The following is a 13562-nucleotide window of genomic DNA, read 5'->3' on the forward strand; positions in this document are numbered from 1 at the left end:
TAACCTCTGCAATATGCAAAGGAAGCGAACACCATGAACAGCACACATCCGGATGACGCAACTGATCCCGCCCGTCCGCCACCGTCAGTAGAGCCTGAAAACGGTCATCTGGAGTCGGGACCGTCCGCGCCTCAAGCAGGCGTCCAGGCGACACCTCACAAGGCCATTCACCCTGCCTTTAGCGATATGCCTGCAGCACCCTACCCTGGAATGGAAAACCAGACTGGCATGCCCTTCAGCTCGCTTTACCTGAGCAGGTACATTGCCTTCGCCTCAGTTGCGGTTGTGGCTGTCGGCGTTTGTGTCGCTATCTTTTTTCTGAATCTGGACGGCGACTGGCCTCAAATAAATCGAGTGCTTGCAGCTGCCGCACTGTGGTTTACCAATCTGATATCGGCGGTGCTCAATACGGTGTACTGGTTCATTCGGCGGGCGCCGAAGGGATTGGTGATCTTACTGGCTGTGCAATGGGTGGTTGCGCTGGCCGGTGCGCTAGTACTCCTGTTGCAGAACTGATCAACTCACTGCGAAAGGGCCCGGACTGACCGGGCCCTTTCGGACACTCAGCTCGATACCTGATCAAGAAATATCAGTCGCGGCGGCTCTGCCAGCAGCTCGCCGCTGACCGCCGCGAACTGCTGGTAGTGCGGTGTGGCGACATGGGCATCCAGTGCGGCCTGGTCCTTGAAACACTCACGCATATAGAACGTGCCGCGCTCATCACGCGCTTCGAACAGTGTGTACTCGATATTGCCCGGCTCCGCCCGGGTCGGTTCCACGAGTGCCGATAATGCGTGTTTCAGGGCCGACTCCTTGCCGGCACTGGCTTTCAGGACTGCCATCAAGGCCAATGGCTTTGCAGGTGCGTTCATTATCGATGCTCCGGTAGTCGATTCGATCAATGGGTAGGTGCGGGCGCAGCGTCTATTTTCAAACGCAGCAGGCTGTAGGGTTTTTCCCGCTTGTCATGGCCGGCGTTGAAGTTGGCTTGGCGGTGCAGCTGGTTGACGATGAAGTACAGGTAGCCGTCCGGGCCGATCGACAAGGTGTCAGGCCACAGCATGCGCGGATCGTGTGCCACGGTTTGCCAGGTGCCATCCGGCAGGCGTTTGCGAATCGAGTTATGCTCGTAGTCGCCTGCGTATACCGCGCCTTTGGCATCAGCCTCCAGGCCATCCGAAGCGCCTTTTTCACCGAGATCCTGCACCGCCGCTGCCAACTGCTGCTCACTGACCTTACTGTCGTTCAGCAGCTCGGTGGCCACGGCATACAGATGGCGGCTGGACAACGGCGAGAAATACAGTGTCTTGCCGTCTGCCGACAACGCAATGCCGTCCGAGGCGACGCCGACCGGTTTGCGCGTTCCGTTCGGGCCATCGCCCAGCACGGCCACGCCCTCGACGACAGGGACAAAAGCCGGATCGACAGACGTTGCCTGCGCCCCGTTCAAACGTCGCACGGCGTGGCCGCTGGCAATGTCCATGACAATGATCGCGCCCGGCCCGCTCAAGGATGAGTCCGTTACATAGACCGTCCCCTCCGATCCCTTGCGAAAATCAAAGCGCATGTCGTTGACATAGGTGCCGGGCAAGATGACGTTATCCGGAAACACCAAGCGCTTGACGATCCGGTTGGTGGCCAGGTCCACCGCAACCAGCTTGGCGCCGCCTCGACGCGGAGACGCAAAACCCGGTGCGGCCGTGTCCAGAAGCCAGACACGCCCCTTGCCGTCGGCGACCACGCTCTGCACGCTGATCAGCCCGTCGCCGGGGTCTTTGGGGTTCTCCTTGTTGACCGCCAGATCGGGGTAGGCAACCACTTTGCCGTCACGAATCTCGCCCACGGTAAACGGCACCTTGTCGCCCCAACGAGGGAAGTTGACGAAGATCCGTCCGGTTTCAGTCACGGTCACGCCGGTGGGCATCGCGTCATAAAAGGCATGGACCTGCTCGAGCTTGCCGATGGGTTTGTCGGCAGGCGCACTGGCAGGCAGTGGAATGGCGGTCGCGCCGTAAGCCAGCGAAGTGGCGAGTGTGGCTGCGGAAATGATGGCAAGTGCTGCGGAAATTTTCGTTCGATGCATGGTGCTCTCTCCTGAAGGGCCAGTTGCCCATCAGCATTGGGGGCTTTTTGCGCGCGAGGGGTAATGACGCTCATCACATCTGCCGCGCAAGGTAAGCGATAAACAGGTTGGCGCTTAGTCTGATCTTTCTTGTTACAAAGAAAAACGCGGGGATTACGCTAACACTTTCAACGCGGAGGCGAAGATCCGTATCGCCCGTCAGCCATCTGCTGCCTTCAACAGCCTGCGATCAGCGGTTTTGATGACGGTCAGCATCAATGCTATATTCACGCTCTTCCAGGCCCAGACAGGCATAACCAGACAGGCAAAGAGGCAACCTGCATGAGAGTTACCAAGGCGCAGGCCCAGGCCAACCGGGCGCACATCGTCGAGACGGCATCCGTCCAGTTCCGCGAACATGGCTATGACGGTGTCGGGGTGGCCGACCTGATGGCTGCGGCGGGCTTTACCCACGGCGGGTTCTACAAGCATTTCGGTTCCAAATCCGACTTGATGGCCGAGTCGGCGGCCTGTGCCATCTCGCAGACCGTGACGAACTCGACCGGCATCGATCCAGCGCAATTCATCGATTACTACCTGTCCCGAGAGCACCGCGACAACCTCGGCACGGGCTGCCCCCTGGCCGCGCTGAGCGGCGATGCAGCGCGCCAGCCGGACGAGGTCAAAACAACCTTCGCCGACGGCATCGAGAGCCTGCTTGCAGCGCTTGCTCCCGCACAGGCATCACCCGGCGACGAAGAATGGAAACAGGCGCGGGCAAACACCATCGACCGCTTTGCCCATGCGCTGGGGGCCCTGCTGTTGTCACGCAGCTGCCCGAATGATTCGCCGCTGGCGGACGAAATACTCGAGGTGTGCCGAGCCAGGATGCGGGCACAACTGGAGTCCGGGCAGACCGACTGACAGTCTCAGGAAGGAAACAGTTTGCTCAGGCACGCCAGCTTCTTCTTGTATGACTTGCGCGCCACCAGCGCTTCCTCCAGCGTTACGGCCACGAATCGGGCGGTCTGGTTGGGTTGCATCTGACCGATCAGATCCAGGTCCGCGCTGATCACCGTGCCGATCATCGCGTAGCCTCCGCCCGACACCGCGTCACGGTGCAACACAATCGGTTCCAGCCCGGCAGGCACCTGAATCGAGCCGATCGGGTAGCAGCTGTCGACGATATTGGATGGATCGGAACCCGCCCCGAATGGCTGTTCCCTAGGCTGGAAGGTCAGCGCCCTGCCCCCCTTGAAGCGATAACCGATGCGGTCGGCTTCCGACCCGACGCTCCACGGCTCGGAGAAAAAACTGGTGGCGGCAAATTCGGTCAGGCGCTCGTAATACAGGCCCGGCACTACCCGCAGATACACTTCACCACCCAGCGATTGGCGCAAAGCCATCGGCAGGCTGGCCCCGGCACGGCCCTTGCCGCTGGGTGTGCCTATCGGAAGCTCATCATCAGCGGCCAGTCGACGGCCCTGAAAACCGCCAAGCGCCCCCAGCGTGTAAGTCGAACGGCTGCCCAGCACCAGTGGCACATCAATACCGCCCGCGACGGCCAGATAGGTGCGCGCACCGTCCTTGGGAAAGTCGAAACGCAGCACTTGCCCGGCCTTCACCGCAAAGGCAGTGTCGTGGTGCATTTCCACGCCGTCGAGGCGCGCCGCCATGTGCGCGCCGCAGACCGCAGCCAGCGTATCGCACTGGAACTCCAGTTCCGGACCCAGCAATGTGCATTCAAGCCCCGCAGCACCGGGTGGGTTGCCAACCAGCTGATTGGCGGCGCTGAGGGCGTACTGGTCGAGCGCACCTGAGGGCGGGATGCCCAGGTGATAATAGCCCTCGCGGCCGAGGTCCTGAACCGAGGTGGCCAGACCGGGTTTGAGCACCTTGATCATGCCAGCACCTCCTGCAACGACTTGGGATAGCCAACCGGATCGGCCAGAAAGGCATCCAGTGAAAACTCGACCGGGCGGATACGCAGGTCGAAGCGCCCCGCTTCCACCTCTGCGACAGCCTCGTCATAGGCTTGCCGGTCAAGCGGTTTGAACTGGACGATATCGCCCGGCCGGAAGAACACCATGTGCTCTTTCAGGTAGGCCAGCTTCTGCTGCGGGTCATAGATCGGCGCGGGAGTGACGCCAAACATCTGATAACCGCCCGCTCCGCGTACCGAATAGATGCAGCCGAAGCAGCCGCCGTGGCCGAGTGTGTGCTTGGGGGTATCGGTGCGCGGACGCAGGTATTTGGGCACTTGCAGCTGACGCTCGCGCTCCACCATCTGGAACATGAACGGCAGACCGGCGACAAAACCGACCATCGAAACGAACCACGGCGCGCCGCTGTGGGCGGCGATGAAGGCATCGACATCCGCCAGATTATTGATGCGTGCAGCGTATTCCAGATCGGTGGAACCGGGGTCCTGATGGCGGTCACGAAAACGCATCAGGGTTTCGTGGGTCCACGGATCGTTGTACAGCACCGGGATCTCGATGATCCGGGTCTGCAGGGTACGTTCGGCGACCGCACCGGCCTCGGCCGCCCTTACCGCTTCAAGTAACACATGTGGTGCGATGCGGTCCGGGTCAAAACGAATCTGGAATGACGCGTTGGCCAGGCACACGTCCAGCACACCATCCAGCGCCAGACGCTCGACCGCACGGGTCACTGCCAGCCCCTTGAAAAATGCTTCCAGCGACATACTGTCACTGACCTCGGCGAACAGATGTTCATCAGCGCCAAAGCTGTAGCGTATCGGATCAGCCATGTCTGTTCCTTTCTTGAAATCGTTGTAGAACGGCAGGCAAAAATCAGTAACACGGCTCGTGCGTCTGCGCACACGATACCTTGGACTCAACGCGGTGCACGCACCTTGATGCCCGCAGCGTCGAGCGCCAGGCGTGTCGCTTCCGCAAGGTCCAGCGCGCCGGGCGTATCGCTGTGCAGGCAGATCGAATCGAATTCGATACTCAGATCCTCACCCTCGACGGTACGCACCAGACCTTGCAGGCACGCACGCACCACGCGGGCTGCGACTTCGGTCGGGTCCAGCGCGCGTACGTGACGGGTGAAAACGATGGAGCCGCTGAGGTCGTAATCGCGATCAGCATAGAACTCGCGGATCACCGGCTGGCCCAGCTCCTCGGCGATCTTGCAGATAACCGAACCGGGCATGCAGTAAAGCAGCAAATCAGGCTCCAGGCGCTGCAGGTTTTCCACCAGCAGTCGGGCTGCGGCTTCGTCCCTGGCCAGGTGCATGTACAAGGCACCATGGGGTTTGAAATGCTGCAAGGCCACGCCGTGAACCCGCGCCAGCTCGCGCAGGGCTCCCAGTTGGTAGAGCATGTCGTCGACGAGTTCCTGGGGCGTCGAGTTGATATGCCGGCGGCCAAAGCCGACCAGGTCGCGGAACCCCGGGTGTGCGCCGATGGCAACGCCCAGGCGCTTCGCCTGCTCGATCGTGCGGCGCATGGTGCCGGGGTCACCCGCGTGAAACCCGGTCGCAATATTGGCGGAGCTGATAAACGTCATCAATTCAATGTCGACGCCGTCACCAATGGTCCACGCGCCAAAGCTTTCACCCATGTCCGAGTTGAAATCCACCTGCATGGCTATTGCTCCTGGGGGCTGTCCGGACAAAGGGCTATCCGGCTTCATGCAAAGCACGTTAAATTCAGTCGCACCCCTTGGGTAGATCTATTAACAGATACGCCATCTTCTGAAAAACAGATACCCCGCCCAGTGCAACCTCTGTCTGGAGTGCTTATGTCCCTGACCTTGCGCCAGGTCCGTTATTTCGTGGCAACTGCCGAGATCGGGCAGATCTCGCAGGCGGCCATTCACCTGAACATTTCCCAATCGGCGGTCACCACGGCGATCAAGGAACTGGAGAGCATGCTCGGTACCCTGCTGTTTCAGCGCTCGGCACAGGGCATGAGCCTGACTGAAGCAGGCCGTCACTTTCTCAACCGGGCTTACGTCATCCTGCGCAGCGTCGATGATGCGCTGAACAGCCCGCTGCCCGATATTCGCGCCAGCGGCGTATTGCGCCTGGCCGCCAGCTACACGGTCATCGGCTACTTCCTGCCGCATCATTTGCAGCGCCTGGAACACTGGCACCCGGACGTCGCCATCGAGGTGCATGAACAGGAACGACAAGCCATCGAACAAGGCCTGCTGCAAGGTCGCTTCGACATGGCGGTGGTGCTGACGGCAAATATCACTCACCCGGATATCATCTCGGAAACGCTGTTCAACTCCGAGCGCCGCCTGTGGCTGTCCAGCCATCACCCGCTGTGCCAACGCGCCTCTGTCAGCCTCGCCGACGTCGCGCAGGAGCCCTATATCCTGTTGACCGTCGACGAAGCCGAACAAAGCGCCATGCGCTATTGGGAACTGGCCGGGCAGCAGCCCAACGTCAGAATCCGCACCAGCTCGGTGGAAGCGGTGCGCAGCATGGTCGCCAACGGCAGCGGCGTGGCGATCCTCTCCGATCTGGTGCATCGCCCCTGGTCGCTGGAAGGCAAGCGTATCGAAACGATCACCGTCACCGACACGGTGACGCCCATGAGCGTCGGCCTGGCCTGGCACCGCGAACGTGAGTTGAGCCCGGCCATGCAGGCCTTCCGCAACTATTTTCATGACGCATTTCTGGCCCCGCAGCAACTGTCGGCACGGCGTTGAACCCGCGGCGCACTATTGCGCAGCGTGTGCCGGTGGCCGAGTGACAGGCGCATGCTCGGCCATCAGCTCGGTGATCCAGTCGATAAACACGCGCACCTTGATGCTGATGTGCCGGTTCGGCGGGAATGCCACGTACATCGGCATGCTGTCCAGTTGCCAGTCTTCGAACAAAGGGACCAGGGCGCCGCACTCCCGGTGCGCCCTGGCCATGTAGTCCGGCAGCCAGAGAATGCCCATTCCGGCCAGCCCTGCCGCAATGTAGGCATTGCCATCATCCACCGCCAGCGTATAGCGCCCCTGCACATGGACCTTTTCCCCGGCGCGGTGCATGGCGTAGGGCAGCGCCTTGCCGGTGCGCGCCCAGAGATAGCCGACGATGCGATGAGCCGAGTCTTCAAGCTCTTGCGGATGAACAGGCGTGCCCATTCGCTGTAGATAGTCCGGCGCGGCATAAACACCCAGTTGCAGGTCGCCCACCTGCCGCGCCATCAGCGACTGATCGGCTATTTCGCCACCGCGCACTACGCAGTCGACGTTCTCGCCGATCAGATCGACCATACGGTCGCTGACGCCCATATCGATCTGAATGTCCGGATAACGCGCATGAAAGCCTGGCAAGGCGGGCATCAGCAGCAGGCTGGCCAGCGGGCTGGGCACGTCCACGCGCAATCGTCCTCTGGGCAGCGACGTTGCACTGGACAGACTGGTCTCGGCATCATCCATGTCGGCCAGCAGCCTGACCACGCGCTCGTAAAACACTGCACCGTCGGCAGTCACGTTGACCCGCCGCGTGGTGCGGTTGAGCAGCCTGACCCGCAGACGGGCCTCCAGTTGCTGTACCAGTTGCGTCACGCTGGTCTTGCTCATGTGCAGCGTGGCGGCGGCCTTGGTGAAACTGCCGGTTTCCACCACGCGGGCAAACGCTTGCATTGCGTCGAAACGGTCCATCCTCGCCCCCGCTGTCTTGTCCCATCGGCCTGTCGATTGTTTGGTTTTCCCAAACAGTGCTGAGCACGGTTGCTCGTTTATCGCACGGGCGCAAGTCCCTACTGTGGCTTCAACGCTGACTTCAGCTTTCATACCCACGTTTTGATGGAGCCCCACATGACCCAACGTGACGTCGTTTTCCCGGCTGGCCGCCAGGCGCTTTACGAGCGCAATCGCTATTCGCCCGCCATACGCGCCAATGGTTTTCTGTTCGTTTCCGGACAAGTCGGCAGCCGCGAAGACGGCTCACCCGAGCCGGATCTGGAAAAACAGGTGCGCCTTGCGTTCAGCAACCTGAACGCCATCCTGCTGGCGGCCGGCTGCACGTTCGACAATGTAGTCGACGTGACGGTGTTCATTGTCGATCCCGAGGCAAGGTTCGAGCGGATATGGAAAGTGATTCCAGAATTCTGGGGCGACGCGCCGCACCCGACGCTTACGGGCATCGGTGTGACCTGGCTATATGGCTTCGATTTCGAGATCAAGGTCATCGCCAGGTTGCCGGAAGCCACCGGGCACTAACCCGGCGGCCTGCGTCTGCTCAGCGGCGAATCGGCACCACGCGCTCGCTTGCATCCGCAGCCTGGGGCTCTTCGAAATGCTGGAAGAACTGCCCGGACACCACATGTTCGAGAAACTGCGCCTGCTCTTCGGTGGCCAGACGTATCGGCGAGTAGCCGTCGGCATCGGGCACTGCGAAAAGGCGCGCCTTGCGTTCGTGAGCCACCGCGATGAACGCCCTTTTCTCTTCGTCGGACATCAGCGAAAAACAATCGGAAAGATTTTCCAGCGAGCGCACTGCCAGATCCTGGTCGAGCTGTTTGTCATCCGTGAACATCAAATGCCAGACGAAATCGAAAGAAAGCTCAGCGAGGGCGCGCATAGACGGGGCTCCGTGGGATCGAGAGGTGCGAGATTCACTGTTCGCTTCGCTTCGGTCAAGCGCTAAAGGATGATGTGCGTGGGGCGTAGCGTTTAAAGCAGGAAAAATGTCGCATCTGCGGGTATTTTCCTGGCTATACGCCGCTGGAGGCATAGCGGGGATTCTCGATCAGCAGCGCCATGCCCTGCCCGCCGCCGACGCAGGCTGCAGCGACCCCATAGCGCAGGCCCGCCTCGCGCAGTTGCCGGGCCAGGGTCATGACCAACCGCAGCCCGGTGGCTGCCAATGGGTGTCCCAGGCCCAGTGATCCACCCAGGCAGTTGAGCCGCTCGTGGTCCAGTTCCAGCGTTTGTGCCACCGCCAGAACCTGAGCAGCCTGCGCTTCATTGATTTCCAGCCGACCGATATCGCTCAGCGTCAGCCCGCTGCGCTGCAACAGCAGGCGGATCGCCGGTGCTGGGCCGATGCCCATGAACTCTGGCGCAACACCCGTTACCGCGCTGGCCAGCAGACGCGCCAGCACCGGTCGCGTCGATTGCGAAGCGCGGCCCACCAAGGCTGCCGCTGCGCCATCGACTACCGCACAGCTGTTGCCTGCGGTCTGCACCCCATTAGCGTGAATGGCGCGCAAACGCGATAGCGCTGCCAGATGGGTCGTACGCGGATGGCTGTCCTGCGTGACCGCTTCAATCCCCCGGGGCAACTCGATGCCACGTGGCTGATAGCCGTCCAACTCAAAGCGCTCGCTGCCGACCGGGACAATTTCCTCGGTCCATTTGCCGGAAATTTGCGATTGCAGCGCGCGCTCATGACTGAGCAAGGCATAGCTGTCCACCGCCTCACGGCTCAGCCCATGACGCCTGGCGAGGTTGTCTGCCGTGGCGATCATGTCCATCGCCGGTGCCGGGTCATACAGCGCTTCCCAGAGAAAATCCTTGAACTGCACGGCGGCACCGAGCGAGAAGCCATTACGGTGGGTATAGGCCGCGATCGGGTTGCGCGACATGGACTCGGCGGCGACGCACAGCGCCATCTGCCCGCCTTCGCCCACGTGCAAGGCGGCCTGGCGCAACAGCTCGAAGCCGGTGGCGCAGATGCGCTGCACACCCAAGGCCGGAACGCTCTGCGCGACGCCGCTGTACAGACCGATATGCCGGGGCAGCAGGTACGCATCGAAACTGGCTTGCGCCATCGAGCCGGCCAGCACGCTGTCTACCTGACCTGGCTCAATGGCGGCACGCGCCAGCACCTCGCGGCCGACCTTTATACCCAGATCGATGGGCGAGACAGGCGCCAGAGCGCCACCCAGATCCACCCAGGGCGTGCGCACGGCCTCGACGATGGCGACGTCACGGAATGCCGAATACTGCCCGCCGCCGCTCATGCCTTGGGCTCGGCATTGAGCTTGTCCGGGTCCTGATCACGGTACAGCGCTTCGACCTTGTCTGCGCGCCACTGCAGGACGGCGCGCTGATTGATCGATCCCTTGTCGGTGATTTCGCCGCGATCAATGGACGCGGGCTGATCAAGCAGCGCGATCCACTCCAGACGGCTGGCGTTGCCGTTCGCGCCCTGGTTCAGGCGCGCCAGCCAGCCGGCAAACCACTCGCGTACCGGCGCACTGGCCAATACCTGCGCATCAGTGGCCTGTGCATCCAGCCCGGCCAGTTGCCGACACTCGTGCACTCTGGGAAACACCAGCGCCCCGAGGCATTCGCGGTCAGGCGCGGTGATGACCACATCCTGCACGTACGGCGAGCCTTCCAGTACCGCGCGGTTGCGCATCGGGCCGACACTGACGAACACACCCGAAGACAGCTTGAAGTCTTCGGCCAGACGCCCGTCGAACATCAGGCCCAGTTCGGGTGCCGCCGGATCGGCAAGCTTGATCGCATCGCCGGAGCAGTAGAAGCCGTTCTCGTCGAACACTTCGGCAGTCTGCTGCGGCGAGCGCCAATAGCCCGGCATGATGTGCGGACCACGAAAACGCCCTTCGAGCTTGCCATCCACCGGCACCAGACACACTTCGCATCCTGGTGCGGGCAGGCCGATATACCCGGCCATCGACAATGGCCCGGTGGTGAAAGTGCAGGAAGGCGCGGCTTCGGTCATGCCCAGCCCGGCCATCATGCGAATCCGCTCGCCGCAATGCTGCTCGGCCACCCGGTCAAGGCGATCCCAGATGCTTTGCGACAACCCGGCAGCGGCGAAAAAGAACAGCTTGATGCGCGAGAAGAATCGCTCGCGCAGCTCGGCATCCTGCTCCAGTGCGTTGACCAGCTCCTCCCAGCCCTTGGGCACAGTCAGGTAAGCGGTCGGCGAAATTTCCTTGAGGTTGCGCAAGGTCTCGGCGAAGCCTTGTGCGGTCGGCTTGCCGTTGTCCAGATAGAACGTGCCGCCGTTGTACAGCACGATACCGATGTTGTGACTGCCGCCGAAGGTGTGGTTCCAGGGCAGCCAGTCGACCAGCACGGGCGGCTCTTCGCCGAACACCGGGAACGTCTGCAACAGCATCTGTTGATTGGCACACAGCATGCGCTGGGTAGTCACCACCGCCTTGGGCAGTTTGGTCGAGCCCGAGGTGAACAGAAACTTGGCGATGGTGTTGGGGCCGCTGGCCAGAAAAGCTGCCTCGGCCTCGCTGCCGCCCGGCTCTTCGAGCAGGCTGGAGAAGCTCAGTTGATGTCTGCCGTTGAGTTGTCCGCGTACAGTGATGACCGGCGTTTCCGCCGGAATGACGGCATCAATGGCACGCTGAAACGGCGCGGCATCACTGACAAATACCAGCCCTGGCCGCAACACGTCACAGACGTGTCGTAACTTGGCGAAATCCTGGGACATGACCGAATACGCCGGTGATACCGGGCTGTAAGGAATGCCGGCGTACATGGCGCCCAGAGCAAGCTGCAAGTGCTCGATGTCGTTACCTGACAGCAACGCCAGCGGCCGATCGGCGGAAAGGCCGTACGCCAGCAGGCTCTGCGCGATAGCGCGCACATCAGTCAGCATCTCGGCATAACTGACCTTGCGCCAGCCGCCGCGGCTGTCGCGGGCGGCAATAAAGGTCTGTTGCGGACGCAACCGAGCCCAGTACACCAGCCGGTCAAGCAGCCGGTCGGGCAATCGTGCCAGGGGCTCCAGGGAACGCATATGCAGAACGCCCTGCTCTTCCCGCACCTCGATGGGCGGGTGGCCGATGGAGACATGACGGTAGCGCGGTGCATTATCTTCACTTTGCAGCGTTGATGATCTGATATCGGAACTCACGTGCGTTATCTCCATCAAGGTACGCAGGCGCCAAACGTCATACAGCGGTTCGGGCCGAGCGTTGCAGCACCAGGCTGCAGCCTTGTTATTGTTGTGCCTGAGTCACCGGCGACACGGTCTTGTGTAAAAGAGCGTTGCCGCCGGCCTGGAAGGTTTCAGATCGGGTGGTTCAAATGGGATAGTGCCGTGGCCCGTTTTGCAACGTCACCCAGTGCAACTGGGTAAATTGCTCGATCGAGGCCTTGCCGCCGAAACTGCCATACCCGCTGGACTTCACCCCGCCGAAGGGCATTTGCGCCTCGTCGTGCACGGTGGGTCCATTGATATGGCAGATCCCGGACTCGACTCGTTGCGCCAGCGCCAGGGCCCGGCTGGTGTCACGACTGAAAATCGCCGCCGAGAGGCCGAAATCCGAATCGTTGGCCAGTCGCAACAGCGCTTCGTCACCGTCGCCGCGCAGCACCACGGCCACCGGGCCGAAGGACTCTTCGCGGTACAGACGCATGGCATCTGTCACACCGTCGAGCAGCGTCGGTTGCAGAATGCTGCCCTGCAGTTGCCCGCCAGTCACCAGCGTTGCGCCAAGCGTCACGGCGTCGTCGATCAAGCCCTTGATGCGCGTTCCCGCACCCACATCAACCAGCGACCCGAGGACCGATTCACTGTCATCCGGATTACCCGCGCGCAACGTTTTGATCTTGGCTGTCAGCTTGGCAACGAAGGCATCGGCGACCTTGTGGTCCACGATCAGCCGTTCGGTGGACATGCAGATCTGGCCTTGATTGAAATAGGCGCCAAAGGCTGCAGCCTCTACTGCCGCGTCGAGATCCGCGTCGTCGAGCACCAGAAACGGTGCCTTGCCACCCAATTCCAGCAGTGCCGGTTTCAGATACCGCGCCGACAGCTCACCGACGATGCGCCCGACATGAGTGGAGCCAGTGAAATTGACCCGTCGTACTGCCGGATTGGCAATCAGGCGCTCGACAATCGCCGGCGCATCGGCAGGCGCGTTGCTGATCACGTTCACCACACCGTCACCCAGCCCGGCATCCTGCAGCACCTGGCCGATCAGTCGATGCACGGCGGGGCTGAGCTCCGAGGCCTTGAGCACCACGGTGTTGCCGCAGGCGAGTGGCATGGCGATGGCACGCGTGGCAAGAATCACCGGCGCATTCCACGGCGCGATACCCAGGACCACACCACAGGGCTGGCGTAGCGCCATGGCAAAATTGCCGGGAACATTGGAGGGAATGACATCGCCGGTGATCTGCGTCGTCATGGATGCCGCTTCGCGCAGCATGTCGGCGGCCAGCTGTACGTTGAAGCCGTACCAGTTGGCCATTGCTCCGGTTTCGCCTGCAGCAGCGATGAATTCGCCGCTGCGGGCCTGCAACTGCGCGGCAGCCTCAAGCAGACGCGCACGACGCTCGCCGGGCAGCATCGCCGCCCAGCCGGGGAATGCAGCCTGAGCGGCTGCGACCGCCGCATCGGCATCTTCCAGAGTCGCCGCCGCCACCCGCGAAACCACCTCGCCAGTCACCGGGTTGCAGCGTTCAAATGTACGTCCGTCACGCGCGGGGCATGACTGGCCGCCGATCAGCAGGGGCACGTCCAGCATGGTGATTCCTCTTTATTATCTTTATCAGGAACTACAGACTCGGTTTTAAAACAGCT

General features: G+C 61.8%; 14 protein-coding genes. 4 read left to right on the top strand and 10 right to left on the bottom strand.

What is annotated here, in order from left to right:
- Positions 1–33: 33 nt before the first annotated feature.
- Positions 34–516: a hypothetical protein gene (locus tag BLR20_RS04660; RefSeq protein ID WP_054994167.1), complete on the top strand. Its 483-nt coding sequence runs from the start codon at positions 34–36 to the stop codon at positions 514–516.
- A 47-nt stretch (positions 517–563) separates the two neighbouring features.
- On the opposite strand, the gene BLR20_RS04665 is transcribed toward BLR20_RS04660, so the two are convergent.
- Both BLR20_RS04665 and BLR20_RS04670 read right to left on the bottom strand, forming a co-directional pair.
- A complete protein-coding gene (locus BLR20_RS04665; protein WP_054994168.1) occupies positions 564–872 on the bottom strand; it encodes a putative quinol monooxygenase in 309 nt (102 codons plus the stop codon).
- A gap of 26 nt (positions 873–898) precedes the next feature.
- Complete coding sequence (locus BLR20_RS04670; RefSeq protein WP_010432727.1) at positions 899–2083, bottom strand: L-dopachrome tautomerase-related protein; 1185 nt, start codon at positions 2081–2083, stop codon at positions 899–901.
- 321 nt (positions 2084–2404) lie between these two features.
- Here BLR20_RS04670 and BLR20_RS04675 point away from each other — a divergent pair, with 321 nt between their 5' ends.
- The gene (locus BLR20_RS04675) at positions 2405–2986 is read left to right on the top strand and encodes a TetR/AcrR family transcriptional regulator (protein ID WP_054994169.1); all 582 of its coding nucleotides are present in this window, start codon (positions 2405–2407) and stop codon (positions 2984–2986) included.
- Between the two features lie 5 nt (positions 2987–2991).
- Here the strand turns inward: BLR20_RS04675 and BLR20_RS04680 are convergent, their stop codons facing one another.
- The 3 genes from BLR20_RS04680 to BLR20_RS04690 all read right to left on the bottom strand — a co-directional run bounded on the left by BLR20_RS04680 (position 2992) and on the right by BLR20_RS04690 (position 5677).
- Positions 2992–3966, bottom strand: a complete 975-nt coding sequence (locus BLR20_RS04680) for a 5-oxoprolinase subunit C family protein (RefSeq protein ID WP_010432722.1) — start codon at positions 3964–3966, stop codon at positions 2992–2994.
- Positions 3963–4835, bottom strand: coding sequence for a 5-oxoprolinase subunit B family protein (locus BLR20_RS04685; protein ID WP_010432719.1), 873 nt, complete (start codon positions 4833–4835; stop codon positions 3963–3965). Before BLR20_RS04685 ends, BLR20_RS04680 begins: the two co-directional genes overlap by 4 nt.
- Before the next feature lie 86 nt (positions 4836–4921).
- Complete coding sequence (locus tag BLR20_RS04690) at positions 4922–5677, bottom strand: 5-oxoprolinase subunit PxpA (RefSeq protein ID WP_054994170.1); 756 nt, start codon at positions 5675–5677, stop codon at positions 4922–4924.
- Positions 5678–5833: 156 nt separating this feature from the next.
- Between BLR20_RS04690 and BLR20_RS04695 the strand changes: the two genes are divergently transcribed.
- A complete protein-coding gene (locus tag BLR20_RS04695; RefSeq protein WP_003346362.1) occupies positions 5834–6751 on the top strand; it encodes a LysR family transcriptional regulator in 918 nt (305 codons plus the stop codon).
- Between the two features lie 12 nt (positions 6752–6763).
- Here BLR20_RS04695 and BLR20_RS04700 read toward each other — a convergent pair whose 3' ends face one another.
- Positions 6764–7699, bottom strand: a complete 936-nt coding sequence (locus BLR20_RS04700; protein ID WP_054994171.1) for a LysR family transcriptional regulator — start codon at positions 7697–7699, stop codon at positions 6764–6766.
- A 156-nt stretch (positions 7700–7855) separates the two neighbouring features.
- Between BLR20_RS04700 and BLR20_RS04705 the strand changes: the two genes are divergently transcribed.
- Entirely contained in the window at positions 7856–8260 is a 405-nt protein-coding gene (locus BLR20_RS04705) for a RidA family protein (RefSeq protein WP_032614063.1), read from the top strand.
- Positions 8261–8279: 19 nt separating this feature from the next.
- Here BLR20_RS04705 and BLR20_RS04710 read toward each other — a convergent pair whose 3' ends face one another.
- The 4 genes from BLR20_RS04710 to BLR20_RS04725 form a co-directional block, all read right to left on the bottom strand.
- On the bottom strand, positions 8280–8621 hold the full coding sequence (locus tag BLR20_RS04710) for a hypothetical protein (protein ID WP_054994172.1): 342 nt from the start codon (positions 8619–8621) through the stop codon (positions 8280–8282).
- Positions 8622–8754: 133 nt separating this feature from the next.
- On the bottom strand, positions 8755–10005 hold the full coding sequence (locus tag BLR20_RS04715; protein WP_054994173.1) for a thiolase family protein: 1251 nt from the start codon (positions 10003–10005) through the stop codon (positions 8755–8757).
- On the bottom strand, positions 10002–11888 hold the full coding sequence (locus tag BLR20_RS04720) for a feruloyl-CoA synthase (RefSeq protein WP_054994174.1): 1887 nt from the start codon (positions 11886–11888) through the stop codon (positions 10002–10004). Before BLR20_RS04720 ends, BLR20_RS04715 begins: the two co-directional genes overlap by 4 nt.
- A gap of 169 nt (positions 11889–12057) precedes the next feature.
- Positions 12058–13506, bottom strand: coding sequence for an aldehyde dehydrogenase (locus BLR20_RS04725; RefSeq protein WP_054994175.1), 1449 nt, complete (start codon positions 13504–13506; stop codon positions 12058–12060).
- Positions 13507–13562 lie beyond the last annotated feature (56 nt).

This window comes from Pseudomonas congelans (assembly GCF_900103225.1).
Classification (GTDB): domain Bacteria; phylum Pseudomonadota; class Gammaproteobacteria; order Pseudomonadales; family Pseudomonadaceae; genus Aquipseudomonas; species Aquipseudomonas congelans.